This is a genomic window from Sediminicola sp. 1XM1-17 (genome assembly GCF_037203765.1).
Taxonomy (GTDB): domain Bacteria; phylum Bacteroidota; class Bacteroidia; order Flavobacteriales; family Flavobacteriaceae; genus Sediminicola.
Map to the genome: position 1 here is coordinate 47,244 of NZ_JBBCAS010000008.1, position 18,096 is coordinate 65,339.

16 protein-coding genes are annotated in these 18,096 nt (G+C 41.1%); 8 read left to right on the forward strand and 8 right to left on the reverse strand.

The window, feature by feature from the left end; all coding sequences use genetic code 11:
- Positions 1 to 30 precede the first annotated feature (30 nt).
- A complete protein-coding gene (gene gndA, locus WAA86_RS12690) occupies positions 31 to 1,443 on the forward strand; it encodes an NADP-dependent phosphogluconate dehydrogenase (RefSeq protein WP_337301388.1) in 1,413 nt (470 codons plus the stop codon).
- Positions 1,444 to 1,540: 97 nt separating this feature from the next.
- Here gndA and carB read toward each other — a convergent pair whose 3' ends face one another.
- Both carB and rpmH read right to left on the reverse strand, forming a co-directional pair.
- Positions 1,541 to 4,393 carry a carbamoyl-phosphate synthase large subunit gene (gene carB, locus WAA86_RS12695; protein ID WP_337301389.1) on the reverse strand — a complete coding sequence of 951 codons (2,853 nt, stop codon included), beginning with the start codon at positions 4,391 to 4,393 and terminating at the stop codon, positions 1,541 to 1,543.
- Between the two features lie 93 nt (positions 4,394 to 4,486).
- Positions 4,487 to 4,648, reverse strand: a complete 162-nt coding sequence (gene rpmH, locus WAA86_RS12700) for a 50S ribosomal protein L34 (protein ID WP_337301390.1) — start codon at positions 4,646 to 4,648, stop codon at positions 4,487 to 4,489.
- Between the two features lie 173 nt (positions 4,649 to 4,821).
- Between rpmH and WAA86_RS12705 the strand changes: the two genes are divergently transcribed.
- Positions 4,822 to 5,706 (forward strand): DUF6263 family protein, encoded by an 885-nt coding sequence (locus WAA86_RS12705; RefSeq protein WP_337301391.1) that lies wholly within the window; start codon positions 4,822 to 4,824, stop codon positions 5,704 to 5,706.
- 3 nt (positions 5,707 to 5,709) lie between these two features.
- Positions 5,710 to 6,225 (forward strand): DUF2892 domain-containing protein, encoded by a 516-nt coding sequence (locus tag WAA86_RS12710; protein ID WP_337301392.1) that lies wholly within the window; start codon positions 5,710 to 5,712, stop codon positions 6,223 to 6,225.
- Here the strand turns inward: WAA86_RS12710 and cls are convergent.
- From cls to WAA86_RS12725, 3 genes are read right to left on the reverse strand one after another with little or no spacing between them, the layout of a single operon-like run.
- Complete coding sequence (gene cls, locus WAA86_RS12715; RefSeq protein WP_337301393.1) at positions 6,222 to 7,682, reverse strand: cardiolipin synthase; 1,461 nt, start codon at positions 7,680 to 7,682, stop codon at positions 6,222 to 6,224. The two genes, WAA86_RS12710 and cls, sit on opposite strands and share 4 nt — an antisense overlap.
- Positions 7,682 to 8,641, reverse strand: coding sequence for a lytic transglycosylase domain-containing protein (locus tag WAA86_RS12720; protein ID WP_337301394.1), 960 nt, complete (start codon positions 8,639 to 8,641; stop codon positions 7,682 to 7,684). Before WAA86_RS12720 ends, cls begins: the two co-directional genes overlap by 1 nt.
- Positions 8,642 to 8,679: 38 nt before the next feature.
- A complete protein-coding gene (locus WAA86_RS12725; protein ID WP_337301395.1) occupies positions 8,680 to 9,345 on the reverse strand; it encodes an alpha/beta fold hydrolase in 666 nt (221 codons plus the stop codon).
- 175 nt (positions 9,346 to 9,520) lie between these two features.
- Here WAA86_RS12725 and WAA86_RS12730 point away from each other — a divergent pair, with 175 nt between their 5' ends.
- A complete protein-coding gene (locus WAA86_RS12730; RefSeq protein ID WP_337301396.1) occupies positions 9,521 to 9,814 on the forward strand; it encodes a GNAT family N-acetyltransferase in 294 nt (97 codons plus the stop codon).
- A 36-nt stretch (positions 9,815 to 9,850) separates the two neighbouring features.
- Here WAA86_RS12730 and mtaB read toward each other — a convergent pair whose 3' ends face one another.
- From mtaB to WAA86_RS12745, 3 genes are all read right to left on the reverse strand, one after another.
- The gene (gene mtaB / locus WAA86_RS12735; RefSeq protein WP_337301397.1) at positions 9,851 to 11,179 is read right to left on the reverse strand and encodes a tRNA (N(6)-L-threonylcarbamoyladenosine(37)-C(2))-methylthiotransferase MtaB; all 1,329 of its coding nucleotides are present in this window, start codon (positions 11,177 to 11,179) and stop codon (positions 9,851 to 9,853) included.
- A gap of 139 nt (positions 11,180 to 11,318) precedes the next feature.
- The gene (locus WAA86_RS12740; RefSeq protein ID WP_337301398.1) at positions 11,319 to 12,494 is read right to left on the reverse strand and encodes a GlmU family protein; all 1,176 of its coding nucleotides are present in this window, start codon (positions 12,492 to 12,494) and stop codon (positions 11,319 to 11,321) included.
- 81 nt (positions 12,495 to 12,575) lie between these two features.
- Entirely contained in the window at positions 12,576 to 12,830 is a 255-nt protein-coding gene (locus WAA86_RS12745; RefSeq protein ID WP_337301399.1) for a type B 50S ribosomal protein L31, read from the reverse strand.
- Between the two features lie 166 nt (positions 12,831 to 12,996).
- On the opposite strand from WAA86_RS12745, the gene WAA86_RS12750 reads away from it, so the two are divergent.
- The 4 genes from WAA86_RS12750 to WAA86_RS12765 are packed head-to-tail and all read left to right on the forward strand — an operon-like array spanning position 12,997 to position 18,092.
- A complete protein-coding gene (locus tag WAA86_RS12750; protein WP_337301400.1) occupies positions 12,997 to 13,518 on the forward strand; it encodes a DUF4199 domain-containing protein in 522 nt (173 codons plus the stop codon).
- Between the two features lie 34 nt (positions 13,519 to 13,552).
- On the forward strand, positions 13,553 to 14,509 hold the full coding sequence (locus tag WAA86_RS12755) for a glycosyltransferase family 2 protein (RefSeq protein WP_337301401.1): 957 nt from the start codon (positions 13,553 to 13,555) through the stop codon (positions 14,507 to 14,509).
- Positions 14,510 to 14,556: 47 nt separating this feature from the next.
- Positions 14,557 to 16,266 carry a phospho-sugar mutase gene (locus WAA86_RS12760; protein WP_337301402.1) on the forward strand — a complete coding sequence of 570 codons (1,710 nt, stop codon included), beginning with the start codon at positions 14,557 to 14,559 and terminating at the stop codon, positions 16,264 to 16,266.
- Complete coding sequence (locus WAA86_RS12765) at positions 16,266 to 18,092, forward strand: ABC transporter ATP-binding protein (protein WP_337301403.1); 1,827 nt, start codon at positions 16,266 to 16,268, stop codon at positions 18,090 to 18,092. Before WAA86_RS12760 ends, WAA86_RS12765 begins: the two co-directional genes overlap by 1 nt.
- Positions 18,093 to 18,096 lie beyond the last annotated feature (4 nt).

Genomic DNA, 18,096 nt, shown 5'->3' on the forward strand with positions numbered 1-18,096 from the left:
AATTCCTCTAATTCACAACAAAAAATAATTATGGAGAATACTACATACGATTTTGGGCTTATTGGTCTCGGCGTCATGGGACGCAACTTTATATTGAATGTGGCCGATAACAACTTTTCGGCTTTCGGATATGATTTGGATCAAGAAAAGGTAGATGCCCTTATCGAAGAAGGTGGCAACACCAAAAAGGTCAATGCCTCCACGGACATTAAAACCTTTGTACAATCTCTGGCCAAGCCAAGGAAAATTATGCTTTTGGTCCCCGCAGGTAAAATTGTGGATGCTGTTATAGAAAGCCTGTTGCCTGAAATAGAAAAGGGCGACCTTATTATAGACGGCGGAAATTCGTTCTTTACCGATACGGACCGTAGGGAATCCTATTTAAAGGAAAAGGGGATACATTTTTTTGGATCCGGTGTTTCTGGAGGTGCAAAAGGCGCCAGAAAAGGTCCAAGTATCATGCCCGGTGGCAATAAGGAGGCGTACAAAGAGGTCCAGCCCATTTTTGAAGCGGTCTCCGCAAAATTCAACGGGGAACCTTGTGTGGCCTATCTGGGACCTAAGTCCGCAGGTAATTATGTAAAAATGGTCCACAACGGTATCGAATATGGTTTGATGCAGTTGACCTCGGAGATATATGACCTATTAAAAAAAGCAGGCGGATTGACCAATGATGAACTGCATGGCATTTTCCACGAATGGAACCAAGGCCGATTGCAATCATTTTTAGTAGAAATTACCGCAGAAATTTTCCAGCAAAAAGATGACCAGGGCGTTGGCGATTTGGTAGATAAAATATTGGACAAGGCCAAGCAAAAAGGGACGGGAAAATGGACTTCCCAAAATGCAATGGACCTCGGTATTCCGGTACCTTCTATTGATATTGCAGTGAGCATGCGCGAGATTTCCGCCCTAAAAGAAGAACGTGTAATGGCCGATAAACTTTACGGAAGGCCAGAACCAAAGGCGATAGATAAAAAGGAACTTGTAAAAATGGCGGAAGCTGCATTGTACTTTGCATTTATAAACACCTACGCCCAAGGGCTTCACCAGTTGAAGGACGCTTCCAAGGAATACGGATACGAGTTGGACCTTTCGGTGATCGCCAAAATATGGAGGGCGGGATGTATCATTAGAGCTGCCTTATTGGAAGATATTTCCTCTGCCTATACAAAAGATAAGAATGTCCCCAATTTATTGTTGGCACCGGCCTTTGTGGATAAAGTACAAGAAACCGTTGGTTCCGCCAGGGAAGTTGTTGCCTATGCGGCTACCAATGGGATACCATTGCCGGGATTATCCAATTCCCTGACCTATTTTGATGCCTATACCTCTAGCAGGCTGCCATTGAACCTGATCCAGGCGCAAAGGGACCATTTTGGATCCCACACCTACGAAAGGGTAGATATGGAAGGGATTTTCCATACTGAGTGGGGGTCATAACAGTTCTACTCCAAACAAAAAAAGCCCTGTAAAAGAATTTACAGGGCTTTTTTTTTGTTGTTGTAACAATCCCCTTTTTAGGGGCTTGTTCTTGATCTTACTTGCTCAAATACATTTTACGTCTGTGGTACAAGTTGTAGAACTCATCGTCCTTCAGATTGTCTATAAATAGGATGCTCTCCCCTGTACTTTTCATTTCAGGGCCCAAATTCTTGTTCACGTTCGGGAATTTATCAAAAGAGAATACCGGCTGTTTGATCGCAAAGCCTTCCAATTGTGGATTGAAAGTGAAATCCTTCACCTTTTTCTCCCCCAACATCACCTTGGTAGCATAGTTTACATACGGCTCTTTATAGGCTTTGGCTATAAAAGGCACCGTACGTGATGCCCTTGGGTTAGCTTCAATGATGTAAACAATATCGTCCTTTATGGCAAATTGTATGTTGATCAGTCCCACAGTATTTAGGGCCAAAGCTATTTTCTTGGTGTGGTCCTTGATCTGCTGCATCACAAACTCCCCTAGATTAAAGGGTGGTAAAGTTGCATTGGAGTCACCGGAATGTATCCCACAAGGTTCAATGTGCTCCATAATTCCTATGATGTACACATCCTCACCGTCACAAATGGCATCTGCTTCCGCTTCAATGGCACCGTCCAGATAATGGTCTAACAACAATTTATTGTTAGGGATAGATCTTAAAAGCCCTACCACATGTGATTCCAATTCTTCCTTATTGATCACAATCTTCATTCCCTGACCTCCCAATACATAGGATGGTCTTACCAATAGTGGGAAATTCAAGCGATCTGATAGTTCCAGTGCCTCTTGGGCCGTTTCTGCTACTCCAAATTCTGGGAAAGGAATGTTGTTCTCCTGCAACAATCTGGAGAAACTTCCCCTATCCTCGGCCAAATCCAAAGATTTAAAGCTGGTTCCTATGATTTTGATTCCGTACTTATCCAATTTCTCGGCCAGTTTTAATGCAGTCTGCCCTCCTAATTGGACAATTACACCTTCTGGTTTTTCATGACGGATAATGTCGTAGATATGTTCCCAAAACACCGGCTCAAAATAAAGTTTGTCCGCCGTGTCGAAATCGGTGGACACGGTTTCTGGGTTACAGTTGATCATAATGGTCTCATAGCCACATTCTGCTGCGGCCAATACCCCGTGTACACAACAGTAATCAAATTCGATACCCTGGCCAATTCTGTTTGGTCCCGAACCAAGCACGACAATCTTTTTCTTATCGGAAACGACGCTGTCGTTCTCCACATATCTTTTGCCGTCGGCAGTTTCAATTTCCTCCTCAAAAGTAGAGTAGTAGTAAGGGGTCATGGCCTTAAATTCTGCCGCACAGGTATCTACCAACTTATAGACCCTATTGATGCCCAAAGCAGATCTCTTGTTATAGACCTCACTTTCATAGCAATCTACCATATGTGCAATTTGTCTATCCGCAAAACCTTTCTGCTTTGCTTCCAACAACAAATCCTTTGGCAGTGATTCTATATTGTACTTTTCAATTTCCTTTTCCAAGAAATTCAATTCTTGATATTGACGCAAGAACCACATATCTATCTTGGTAATCTCATGGATTCTGCTCAAAGGTATCCCCAATTGAATGGCATCATAGATCACAAAGACACGGTCCCAGCTCGGAATGGTAAGTTTGCTGATGATCTGATCGTAATCTTTATAGCCTTTACCATCGGCTCCCAAACCATTTCTTTTTATTTCAAGGGACTGGGTGGCTTTGTGCAACGCTTCTTGGAAAGACCTACCAATACCCATTACTTCCCCTACCGATTTCATCTGAAGTCCCAATGTTCTGTCGGATCCTTCAAACTTATCGAAGTTCCATCGTGGGATTTTCACGATCACATAATCTAGCGTAGGCTCAAACAAAGCGGAAGTGGATTTTGTGATTTGATTGTCCAATTCATCCAAATGATATCCCATGGCCAATTTGGTAGCAATTTTAGCTATCGGATATCCCGTGGCTTTGGAGGCCAAGGCCGATGAACGGGAAACCCTTGGGTTGATCTCAATGGCAATAATATCCTCTTTCTCATCCGGGCTCACCGCAAACTGCACATTGCAACCTCCTGCGAAATCACCTATACTACGCATCATCAAGATGGCCATATCACGCATTTTCTGGTATGTTTTATCAGAAAGCGTCATGGCAGGTGCCACGGTGATGGAATCTCCGGTATGGATACCCATGGGGTCCATATTTTCTATGGCACAAATAATAACCACGTTGTCATTTTTGTCCCTTAGCAATTCCAATTCGTATTCCTTCCAACCCAAAAGGGCCTTATCTATCATTACCTCGTGGATAGGAGAGATCTCCAAACCACGACTCAACATTTCATCAAAATCTTCCTGTTTGTACACGATGGAAGCACCAGCTCCCCCAAGGGTGTAGGAAGCACGGATCACTAATGGAAAACCAAAATCCTGAGCAATTTCCTTACCTTTCAAAAATGAAGTAGCTGTAGCCTGTGGCGCCATTCCCACGCCAATCTTCAACATCAGTTCACGGAATTTCTCACGGTCTTCAGTGATATTGATCGCATCGATGTCTACTCCTATGAGCTCCACGCCAAAATCTTCCCAGATTCCTTTTTCATCTGCCTCGATACACAGGTTCAACGCCGTTTGCCCTCCCATAGTTGGCAGGACCGCATCTATATTGGGATGTTTCTTCAATATCTCAATGATAGATTTTGTGTTTAAAGGCTTCAAATAAATATGATCTGCCATCGATGGATCTGTCATGATGGTAGCCGGGTTGCTATTGATCAAAATAGTTTCTATACCATCCTCTCGCAGGGAGCGTAAGGACTGTGACCCTGCATAGTCAAATTCACATGCTTGTCCGATCACAATTGGACCGGATCCTATAATCAACACTGATTTTAAATCTTTTCTTTTTGGCATTGGATATGGTATTTAATCTAAAATTTAATAAACAAAAAAAAGGTGCTACTTATAAAAAGTAACACCTTAATATTTTTAACAACAATATAAACATTATTTTTTATGCTTAGGCTCTGAAGATACACTTAGTTTTTTTCTTCCTTTAGCTCTTCTTCTGGCAAGAACTTTTCTACCATTTGCCGTTGCCATGCGCTCTCTAAAGCCATGTTTGTTTTTTCTCTTCCTTTTCGATGGTTGATATGTTCTTTTGCTCATCCCAGAATATTTTTAAAAGTGCTTATGAATCTTTAATAATTGTCTTGCTCTAGCTAGGGCAAAACTGGGCGCAAATATACAAAGAGTTTTTGCTTTGGCAAATCTAATTAAAAAAATATTTACGATTGTTTTTATTACTTTTGCGGTCGATTATTCAGGAACCTATTTTTTTCATGAGACAATTTCTCTCTTTTTTACTATTTACCTTATTCATCACCACTATAAACGGGCAAACCACCCTCCAGTATACGCTTAAAATTGGTGATGTTTTTCGGGTAAAACAGAATGCCCACCAATCCATTGTACAGGAATTGGATGGCTCCACCCATGAAATAATAAACCAGATGAACGGGATCTTGGAGTTTAAGGTACTCGGAATAAAGGAGGAAAACTACATCATCAGTCTTACTTTTAAAGATTTGAATCTGAAGATGACCTCCAGTATACAGGGAGAATTAATGAACGTGAGGGCAAAACAGGTAACGCCCGGAGACATGCAATCCAATATTTTCCATAGTATCCTGAACAGTCCCGTTAAAATGACCCTATCAAAAAATGGCGACATTCTTGAGGTCAAGGGAGGGGATGCCCTAGTTACCAAAATGACGGAAGCCTCTGGACTGGAAGATGAATTTTCCATGAAAATGATGAAAAAATCGTTGGAAAAAGAATTTGGATCTGAAGCACTTTCAAATAGTTATAAGCAAATGACCTATATCTATCCCGTCAAAAAAATAAAAGTTGGCAATACCTGGCAAAATGAATATAGTGGCAAGTTGGCCGCAACTACCGTTTGGACGCTGAAAGAGTTGACCCAAAAAACCGCCACAATTACTGGGAAAGCCGTGGTCACCATGAATGTTGTGGAGCCTGCCAGCACCATGAAACTGACCGGGACACAAAACACAACGATCACCACCAACAGAAGCAATGGGTTTATTTCCAAAATGAATGTGGAGGGACTAACCAAAGGTGTTTCCGTAATGGCCCAAATGAGCGATCAAAAGATACCTACCACTATAAAATCAAAAGTTACTTACGAATTAATTAACGAATAAATCATGTTCAATAAAATTTTCAAACTTATCATCGCCGGATTAATCATTGCCTATGCCATCTACCAATTTATAGAGGGGAACATCGGTAATGGGATCTTTTTAATATTGTTATCCACCATTTTTATATTCCTTTATTTCAGGAATGAAATGATACTGCTTGCCTTCCTAAGAATGCGTAAGCAAGATATGGCCGGAACACAAAAATGGCTCGATAAGATCAAAGATCCAGAGGCGGCCCTTACCACAAAACAACAAGGGTACTATAACTATTTGCACGGTATCCTTTTTTCACAGACCAACCTTACCCAAGCCGAAAAATACTTTAAAAAGGCCCTTAAACTGGGATTGTCCATGGATTATGATGTTGCGATGGCCAAATTGAGCCTTGCGGGAATAGCCATGCAGAAGCGTCGCAAAAGGGAGGCTACCACCTTACTTAACGAAGCCAAGAAACTGGACAAACAAAATATGCTGACAGATCAGATAAAAATGATGCAACAGCAAATGAAGAAAATTTAGAGCAACGGTGACCAGAGCCTACTAAAGGACTCTTTTAATCTTCTGGAAAGAGAACGGTCTTTCCATCGCTCAACGTCCACCATTTCACAATCCTTTAGATCCTGCATGAATATTTTTTTCATCTGTTTGGAAATCCTGGTATCGTAAAGCATGGCATTGACTTCAAAGTTGATGGAAAAACTTCTATAATCAAGATTGGCGGTACCAATACTGCTTAGGCAATCGTCTATTACGATTGTTTTGGCATGTACAAAACCTTTGCAGTAGCGGTAAACTTCTATTCCTGAATCCAAGAATTCTTCTATATAGGAATCCGTGGCGTATTTGGCTGCCCAAGAATCCGAATCCTTGGGAATGATAAGTTTCACCTCCACCCCGCTCCTGGAGGCCGTAGTCAATGCTGCCAAAATTTCAGCGTTGGGTATCAAATATGGAGAGGTAATGTATATGTATTCATTGGCAGAGTTAATAGCCGAGAACATGGCCTCCATAATACTGGCCCAATCGGTATCTGGTCCGCTGGCAACAATCTGAACAGCAGTGGTATTATTCGTTTCCCGAAGCGGGTTTTTAATCACTTTCTTTATGTCGATCTTGGCTTTGGAAACAAAATCCCAATTCAATAGAAAGGTAGATTGCAGGGAACCTACAGCATCCCCCTCCAATCTAAGGTGGGTGTCTCGCCAAAACACCTTGTTATCATAGGTGTTGTCATATTTTTTTTCTAGGTTGATACCGCCAACGTATCCTATACTACCATCTATGACCACAATTTTCCTGTGGTCCCTATAGTTGAACTTACTGGTAAACTTGGTGAATATCACGGGCATAAATGCGTGGTGCTCTACCCCACTATCCCCTAATTTTTGTTTTACTTTGGAGGTGATCTTACTGCCTACATCATCATAAATCAGTCGTACCTCCACCCCTTCTTTTGCCTTTTCACAAAGGATATCCAAAATTTGGCCTCCCAACTCATCATCGACAACAATGAAGTATTCCAAGTGGATGTGGGATTTGGCAGCTTTTAGATCCTTGAGCAATAATTTAAATTTCTTTTCGCCATTGACCAAGATTTCAGCTTTATTCTGAAAGGTCACCACAGCCTTATCGTTATTTTGCAGAAGCCTGTATATTTTAAATATTCCCTCCCCAAACTCTTCTTCGAATTCTTCGTTCTCTTTGGTAGTGAATTCAAAGGATTCCCTCCATTCTTTTAACTTGGAACTATCAAGGACGGACTTCTTTTCAAAAATTTTGTCCTTTCTATAATCCTGACCGAAAAAATAATACACGAGCAACCCCAAAAAAGGAAGGGCTGCCAGTGCAAACAGATAAGAAAGTGTTCTTACAGGATGACTGTTCTTTAAAACGATGATAATTGAAAAGATGATGACCAATATATAATTGATCCCCAATAGAACTTGCCAAAGGTTCTCCCTAACAAATGATATCATTATTTGGAGACCTTATAATAGCCCTTATTTGGAATTTCAATCACGTACTTCTTTTTGGAGCCATTGTTCAGATGGGCCTCTCTCAACCATGGATTATGCCTTTTCAGAATCTTGTAGTTGATCTCATAGTCCTGGGCAAAATCGGCAAAATTGGCTATGGGAGTATCCACTTCAATTTTAAAGGTAGGGACGGCGGTATAAAGATCATCCTTTCCTATTTCGAACCCATATTTCTCTGGATTGGACAAAATTTCCTTGATGGCCAAAATCCTAAATACATATCTTCCCGTTTCTTCTCCCAATAACAGATCGTAGTAAGCATCGACCTGCTGCACCCCTTGGTACCTTTTTATACCATAGGGACCTGCATTGTAGGAGGCGGCAGCAAGGGTCCAGCTTCCAAATTTCTCCTTGGAACTTTTTAAATACCTACAGGCTACTTCCGTGGATTTTTCCAAATGGTAACGCTCATCCACATTGTCGTTGATCTCTAGGCCGTAATCTTTTCCGGTTCCCTTCATAATTTGCCAAAATCCCGTAGCTCCTGCTGGCGAAACCAAGTTTTGCAAACCACTCTCCGCCACTGCCAGATATTTAAAATCATCAGGGATACCATTTTTCTTCAAAATGGGCTCTATGATCGGAAAGTATTTATTGGCCCTCTTCATGAGCAAAAGGGCATTGGACTGCCAGTAGGTGTTCACCAAAAACTCCCTATCGATGCGCTCCATGACCTCTGGGTCATCCACCGGAACACTTTCATCCGCAAAATTTAAATCGGTAGGAATATCTATAGCCCGTACCTTATATTTATACGAATTTCCCCCTTCACCATCATTCAAAGCTTGGTCATTTGCATCATTCGAGGAACTGCCCATAGTGTTCTGTACCGCAAATATCAAGCTGCTTATCACACAAAGCATTCCCACCAACATCAATCCGTTTTTCAAAATTTTCATAATCCTACTTTTTGTAATTGTTATACATATTAAAGATATTAAATAGAACGTCCATTATCTAAAATAATTTTAGGCAAATGTTCATTAAACCACCTAGACCTATGGATGATCATGGTATGTGTTCCATTTTTGACCGTAATACAGTTTTTTATGTGATACAAAGGAAACACACTATCCTTATCGCCATGGATGTGGACCACATTGGGCGGGCATTCCGATTGTTCCCAATTGACGATTTGATCAATGGACCAATCAATATAGTATTTGTCCCTAATGGAGAGATATTGTTCATACAGCTCCAACCTCTTGGTAACGGTTTCTCCAAAGGCGTACTTGGCCAATAATTCCACGTTATTGACCAACCCCGTTGGCAACAACTTATGAATCTTGGTGTATTTGGCAAAAACCATACGTTTGGGCAATTCGGAGGAAAGTTTCACACTGGAAACCACAATAACCTTTCTTACCGATATATGTTTTGCCATCTCCTGAACAAGCATCCCTCCGAAGGACACGCCTACCAAAACAATATCCCTATGTGGAATTTGGGAACACATGGTTTTGGCATAATCGGCCAGGCTCATGCCCTTCTCTGGCACAAACCAATCCAGCAAATGCTGTTCGAACTGGTCTGAAGGTAAATTTATCTGATTGAATATGGAAGAGTTGGCTGCCATGCCTGGCATAAAATATACATGGATCATATCTTTGGGCTTACCCGGGCTGATGAATTATAGGCTAGGAATTTAGCTAATTTTTTCTTAATTTTGTTGCCGCAACATTAATTTCTTGTTATCAATTTTGAATTTAACATAATAGAACTCTAGCGATTTTGAAAACTTCGCAATGTTATTCTTACGCAATTAAATATCACACTATATGAATGAAGTATTAATTAAGGACAATAGCTTTTTGCGTCAATTTGAAACTACAGTTGACGGCAAATTAGCTAAAATTGAGTATTCTTCACAAGAGCGTAAAGTTTTTTTGACAAAATTGGTAATCCCAGAGGAGATTACGAAAGAAGGTTTTAGAGAGGATTTTATAAAAGCCGTGTTGAACAACATCCAAGAGAATAACTTGAGGGTGGTCCCTACAAGTCCAGAAATCGCTGGTTTTTTGAGGAAAAATAGGCAATACAAAGAAATGCTACCAGTCGGAATACGGATTTAAAAACATCATAAGCCTCTCCATCGAGAGGCTTTTTTTTTATACCCTTACTTCTGATCTCACGAATTCGAAACGCACAAGACCATCTTCGTCAATTTCTGTTAATCGGATATCGTGCAAGGTATTGACCAAAGCCGGATCCCACGGTGTTTTGACCTTTACGTAATTCTCTGTGAACCCCTGAATATATCCTTCCTTGTTCTCCCCCTCAAACAGCACTGTTCTATGGGTACCCAATTGACTCTCATAGAAAGCACGTCTCTTTTTAACTGAAAGTCCCCGCAACATTTTACTCCGCTTATTTCGAACATTCTTGGGCACCACGCCTTCCATATCAGCCGCAACGGTATTATCCCTTTCCGAATAGGTAAAGACGTGCAGATAGGATATGTCCAACTCATTCAAAAAGTGGTACGTTTCCAAAAAGTGTTCCTTGGTTTCCCCCGGAAAACCTACAATAACATCTACCCCAATACAGGCATCGGGCATTGTTCTGCGTATTTGCGCAACCCGATCCACATATAGATTGGTCAGGTATCTTCTACGCATCAATTTTAGAATGGCATCACTTCCACTTTGCAATGGAATGTGAAAATGAGGAACAAATGTCTTGCTCTTGGCCACAAAATCAATGGTCTCATTTTTAAGTAAATTAGGCTCAATGGATGAAATCCGAAGCCTATGGATCCCATCTACGGTTTCCAATGCCTTTACGAGATCCAAAAAAGTATGTTCGTGCTTCTTGTTGCCAAATTCACCCTTTCCGTAATCCCCAATATTTACACCGGTCAATACGATCTCCTTGATCCCCTGGGAGGATATTTCAGCCGCATTTTTTAGGACATTCTGAAGGGTATCGCTTCTTGAAATACCACGTGCCAGCGGAATGGTACAATAGGTACATTTATAATCACAACCGTCCTGAACTTTTAGAAATGCCCGGGTTCTATCTCCAATGGCATAACTGCCCACATAAAAATCGGCATCCTCTATTTCACAGGAATGGATCTCTCCAAAATCATTTTTGGACAGGTCATTGATATAATCCGTAATCTTGAATTTTTCCGTAGCCCCCAAAACAAGATCTACACCATCTACTGCTGCGAGCTGTTCCGGTTTCAATTGGGCATAGCATCCAATGGCGGCAACAAAAGCCTGTGGATTGACCTTCTGCGCTTGTTTTACAATACTCTTGAACCTCTTATCGGCATTTTCCGTTACCGAACATGTGTTGATTACGTACATATCGGCCATTTCCGAAAAGTCTACACGCTGAAACCCCTCATCTTCGAAACCCCGAGCAATCGTGGAGGTCTCCGAAAAATTAAGTTTACAACCCAACGTATAAAATGCTACTTTCTTTTTCATGGTCCAATTCTTATAAACTGCCTTCTTTCGTTATCAAAAAACGAATGGAGGCCAATATTTTTAGGATTGCAAATATACTGACAAATGTCTGTTTTATAAAACAGGATAACAGTATGTTAACTTAAGGGATGGTGCCCGATTAATCTTTACGCCATTTTTTTGTTTCCTCAAAAACATGGTTGAGGATATCGGCCTCCACTTCATCAAACTCCAGTCCTCTTCTCGACATCATAATTTTTGCCGTCTCAAAAGCCTTTTTAGGTAAGTAGGTGGTGAATCCGGAAGCGCCACCCCAACTATAACTGGGAACAAAGTTTCTAGGAAAACCTGAGCCAAATATGTTTGCACTGACCCCAACAACCGTTCCTGTATTGAACATGGTATTGATGCCACATTTACTGTGATCCCCCATCATCAATCCACAGAATTGAAGTCCGGTTTTCGCAAAACCTTCCGTTTCATAACTCCACAATCGAACCGGTTCGTAGTTATTTTTTAGGTTGGAATTATTGGAGTCGGCACCGATATTGCACCATTCACCCAAAACAGAATTCCCAAGGAAACCATCATGCCCTTTGTTGGAATAGGAAAAAAGTACTGAATTGTTCACTTCCCCACCAATACGGCAATGTGGTCCTGCTGTTGTAGGGCCATAAATTTTGGCACCCATTTTAACTACCGCATGATCACCTAGGGCAAAACCACCTCTAATGATACAACCTTCCATTACCTCTGCATCCGTTCCAATGTAAATAGGCCCGTCAGTGGCATTAAGGATGCTACATTCTACTTTGGCACCCTCTTCCAAAAAGATATTCTTAGGATTAAAAACGGTGTTTGTTTTGGAAATGGGAGCACTTTTCCTGCCTTCGGTCAACAACTTAAAATCGGCTTCAATGGCCTTGCCATTTTTGGAAAAAATATCCCAAGTATGCTCTATCCTCAAAGCTTCTCCTTCAAATTCAATAGCCCTGTATTTGGAAAAATCAGGGTCTTCCTGTGATTTCAATGCAAAAAATGCAACGATTTCTTCCTTTAAGAAGATGGCTTCGTTCTCCTTTAGGTTTTTCACCAAATCAACCAGATCTTTATTGGGCAAGAAAGAGGCATTGATCAGTATGTTCTCTTCCAGTTCCACCATGGGATACTTCTCGGACAGATATTCCTCGGTTATGGTGGTAGTGGTATACCCTAGGAATTTTTCCCACTTCTCACGGATGGTCAAAATGCCAACCCTTATTTCCGCCACGGGCCTGGTAAAAGTAAACGGCAACAAAGAATTTCTCACCGTACCGTCAAAAAGAATATAATTCATGGTTTGATTTTTTGTAAAAATAAAAAAAGTCACGCCTCGATGTACATCGGGGCGTGACTATATAATTTGTAAAGCAAGAATTTATTCTTTGCTGAACTTCTTGTATTTGTTTTTGAACTTGTCAATACGACCAGCGGTATCAACCAATTTGGCCTTACCGGTGTAAAATGGATGAGATGTTCTTGAAATTTCCATTTTCACAACTGGGTATTCAACACCATCAACTTCCAAAGTCTCTTTGGTCTCTGCAGTAGATTTAGTAATGAAAACGTCCTCATTGGACATGTCCTTAAAAGCTACTAATCTATAATTCTCTGGGTGTATTCCTTTCTTCATGGTAAAAAAACTTTGATACTCTAAATTTTTAGAGCTGCAAATTTAAGGTTTTTTCCGAAAACAACAATTTAAATCGAAAAAAAAATCAAAATAAAAAAAGATTTAAAATTTGTAACAAACTCGGCTGTAATACAACTAATACCAAACAACCACAAAACTATAAAAAATGGAAGAAAACAAACCAAAAACAGGAAAATTTGCCTTGAACTACGGGGCTTTATTGGGAGGTATCAGTGTAATTTTCATCTTAATGCTGTACTCCATGGACATGCATTATCAAGGCGGAGCCATGGTTATTGGTGTTTCCGTTGTCCTTTCCTTAGTTGTAGTCGTATTCGGAATGATACAATTTAAAAAGGCGAACAATGGGTTTATGTCCTTCGGACAAGGTTTAAAAGTCGGCGTAGGAATAAGTCTGGTCGCCGGTATTATAGGAATAGCCATGAACCAATTGATGCAAGGGGTCATTGATCCAGAAATGATGAACAAGGCCGCTGAATTCCAAAGGGGGACCATGATCGAGGCAGGAATGACCAGTGATCAAATTGATGCTCAAATGGAAATGGCCAAAACATTTCAAACACCATTGATGCAAATATTGTTCGGTTTGCTCTTCAGTATAGTATTTGGATTTCTTTACTCATTAATTCCAGCATTAATTCTAAAAAAGACAGAAACTAATCAGTAATTTGTACTTTTGAAATTATTCTCAGCAGTACCAAATGAATATAAGCATAGTAATTCCTTTACTTAACGAAGAAGAATCACTAAAAGAACTACATGATTGGATTGTGCGCGTGATGCAGTCCAATCATTTTTTATATGAAATTCTCTTTATAGATGATGGCAGCACCGATGCTTCTTGGAACATCATCTCTGAACTTTCCAAAAATAACCCACAAGTCAAGGGGATTCGATTTTTGAAGAACTTTGGCAAATCCCAAGCCCTTCATGCGGGCTTTAAAGCCGCGAAAGGCGATGTGATCATTACCATGGATGCCGACCTCCAGGACAATCCGGAGGAAATCGGTGCATTGTACAAGCTTATTAAAGAAGAAAATTACGATTTGGTATCGGGATGGAAGAAAAAGAGATATGACTCCATCCTCTCCAAAAACATGCCCTCAAAGTTGTTCAATTGGGCGGCGAGAAGGACTTCCGGGGTAAAACTGCACGACTTCAATTGTGGGCTAAAGGCATACAAGCGGGAGGTCGTAAAAAACATAGAGGTTTCAGGCGAGATGCACCGATACATTCCAGTCTTGGCAAAAAGTGCCGGTTTTTCGAAAATCGGGGAAAAAGTGGTTCAGCACCAAGCCAGAAAATACGGAAAAACAAAATTTGGTATGGAACGGTTCATCAACGGATTTTTGGACCTGATCACCATATGGTTTGTTTCCAAATTTGGAAAACGCCCCATGCACCTTTTTGGAGCTCTAGGGGTATTGATGTTCATTATTGGCCTTGGCTTTGCCACCTATTTGGGCATAGATAAACTTTTTATCCACCCTACTGGACGTTTGATAACGGAACGCCCTCAATTCTATATTTCCCTTACCGCCATGATTATTGGTACCCAACTATTTTTAGCTGGATTCTTGGGTGAAATTATGGTTAGGACAAGAAAAAATGAAACCCGTTATACCATTTTGGAAGAATTGAACCTTGCCAAAGATTAAAGCAATATTCTTTGTAAATTTAAATACACTATAAATACCTATTATATATGGACGCCATACTTGACAATGCAAAAAGCTGGTTAACAGATTTTTTTGATGCCACTACCAGAAAGGAAATCGAAAATCTGATGAATACCAATACAGAAGAATTAAAGGATAGGTTTTACAAAGACCTGGAATTTGGTACGGGCGGTATGCGTGGTGTGATGGGCGTGGGTACCAACAGGATCAATAAATATACCCTGGGGAAAAATACCCAGGGGCTGAGCAACTACCTCAAGAAGGTATATCCCAATGAAGAACTTAAAGTGGTGATCGCCTACGACTGCAGGCACAATAGCGATACCCTGGCCAAAACCGTGGCGGATGTTTTTGCTGCCAATGGCATCAAGGTGTTTTTGTTCTCTGAGTTAAGGACAACCCCCGCCCTTTCCTTTGCCGTGAAGTATTTGAACTGCCATGCAGGAATTGTTTTAACGGCATCCCATAATCCACCGGAATATAACGGGTATAAGGTCTATTGGACCGATGGAGGTCAAATCGTTCCACCACAGGACGGGGAAATCATTAAAGAGATCAACAAACTGGCCTTTGAGGACATCAAGTTCAAGGCAGACGGCAGTTTGATACAGTTGATAGATAAAGAGGTTGATGAGGCCTTTATCTCCGAATCGGTAAAAAATGGAAATTTCAATGCCAAAGGAAAAGACGATTTTAAAATTGTATTTACCTCTTTGCACGGAACCTCTATCACTGCCATTCCTGAGGTTTTGAAACGTGCAGGTTACAAAAATGTGACCATCATAGAAGAACAGGCGGTACCTGATGGAAATTTTCCTACCGTTAAATCTCCCAACCCAGAGGAACCCGAAGCATTGACCATGGCCATACAAAAGGCGGAAGAAATTGGTGCTGATATGGTTATCGGTACCGATCCCGATAGTGACCGATTGGGTATTGCCGTGCGAAATCTCGAAGGGAAAATGGAATTGCTGAACGGTAACCAGACTATGGTGCTCATGACCAAATTCTTGTTGGATCAACGCAAATCAAAAGGTATGGAAGGGAATGAATTCATCGCCTCAACCATTGTATCCACCCCTATGATGCCGGCCTTGGCCAACGCTTACGGTGTTGAATGCAAGACCGCTCTGACCGGGTTCAAATGGATAGCAAAAATGATCAAGGACTTTCCTGACCAACACTTTGTAGGTGGTGGGGAAGAGAGTTTTGGATTTATGGTGGGTGACTTTGTCCGTGACAAGGACGCCGTGACCTCTACCCTTTTGGCCTGTGAAATTGGTGCGAATGCCAAAGCAAATGGAAGTTCCTTCTATGAGGATTTGATCGATTGTTATGTCGACTTTGGGCTTTACAAGGAAAAATTGATTTCCATGACAAAAAAGGGAATCTCAGGAGCCCAGGAAATCAAACAGATGATGATCGATTATAAGAACAACCCTGTAAAATCCATTGATGGGTCCAAGGTGGTTTTTGTGGACGATTACAATACATCTACCAAAAAAAACATGGTGACGGGTGAGACCTCGAAGATTGACATCCCTAATTCGAATGTTTTGATCTACACTACGGAAGACGGCACTATTATGGCTGCCAGACCTAGTGGAACGGAACCTAAGATTAAATTTTACTTTAGCATCAACACTACCTTGGACAAAGCCAGTGATTTTAAAAAGGTAGACGCCCAATTGGACGAAAAGATGAACAGAATCTTAAAAGAACTGAAACTCAATTAATGGAGTATTTTAAAAAGATCCTTCGGTTTGCCAAACCTTATCAAAAATACGGCTACCTAAATATTTTCTTCAATATCCTTTATGCCCTTTTTAGTGCCCTGTCCTTTGCTGCCCTTATCCCAATGTTGGACGTGCTCTTTAAACAGGATAAGAAGGTATTTGTGGAACCTACCTACACCGGTATGGGCAATCTAAAGGATTACTTGCAAGAATATATCAATTTCAGGGTTACCGCTTATTCTGGGGACGATGAAATGAAAGGGCTTGTTCTGGTCATTGGACTGGTTCTGATACTTTTCCTTTTGAAGAATTTTTTCAATTATTTGGCCATGTATTTCATTACCTTTTTAAGGAATGGGGTATTGAAGGATATCAGAAACAAAATGTACCAGAAAATTGTGGAACTCCCCATCTCCTACTATTCAGAAAAGAGAAAAGGGGATGTTATTGCAAGGATCACCTCCGATGTTCTGGAAATACAGCATTCCTTTCTATCCGTTTTGGAACTCATAGTCAGGGAACCATTGACCATTATCTTCACTATCCTTATTATGTTTGGGATCAGTACCAAACTGACCCTTTTCGTATTTATTTTTATTCCCGTTGCAGGAATGATCATCTCAAGGATAGGAAAATCATTAAAAAAGAAATCGGACCGCGTGCAGCGGGAACAAGGAGAATTTCTCTCCATTGTTGAAGAGACCTTGGGTGGGCTCAGGGTGATCAAGGCTTTTAATGCGGAATCCAAATTCCAGAAAACATTCACGGCTTCTACCTACCGTTTCTTTGATTTCTCCAACAAATTGCTCAATAGGCAGAACTTGGCATCCCCAACGGGGGAATTTCTAGGAATTTTGGTCATCGGGGTCCTATTGTGGTTCGGGGGCAAGATGGTCTTGATTGACAAAACCTTGGATGCGTCCTCCTTTATCGCATATATGGGATTGGCCTACAACATCCTTACCCCGGCAAAAGCCATCAGCAAAGCTTCCTATGGGGTCAAAAAAGGTGATGCGGCAGCAGAACGGGTATTGGAAATCTTGGAAACCGAAAATCCAATTGCCGAGATTCAGAACGCCATATCAAAAACATCTTTTGACCATGGAGTGTCCATTGAAAAAGTTTCCTTTAAATACGAGGATGAATATGTCCTGAAAAACTTTGATCTTCAGGTTCCCAAAGGGCATACTGTGGCCTTGGTTGGCCAATCTGGAAGTGGAAAAAGTACCATAGCCAATTTAGTGACACGATTTTACGATGTAAATGAAGGCTCTATTAAAATTGATGGAACGGATATCAAACACCTCACCAAAAACTCCCTTCGAAATCTGATGGGTCTGGTGACCCAAGATTCCATATTGTTCAATGACACGGTCAGGAACAACATAGGTTTAGGGAAGGAAAATGCTTCGGAAGCAGAGATCATCGCAGCTGCAAAGATTGCGAATGCCCACGATTTCATCATGGAATTGCCCCTGGGATATGAGACCAATATTGGCGATAGCGGAAACAAACTTAGTGGCGGGCAAAAACAACGATTGTCCATTGCCAGGGCCGTTCTCAAGAACCCTCCTTTGATGATCTTGGACGAGGCTACTTCAGCCCTTGATACAGAGAGCGAAAGACTGGTGCAGGATGCCTTGGAAAAGATGATGAAAAACAGAACCTCTATCGTAATTGCACACCGTTTGTCCACCATCCAAAATGCCAACACCATTATTGTATTGCAAAAAGGTGAAATTGTGGAACAGGGATCACACGCACAGTTGTTGGAAGCCAATGGGGTGTACAAAAAACTGGTGACCATGCAATCTTTTGATTCCTAGTTTA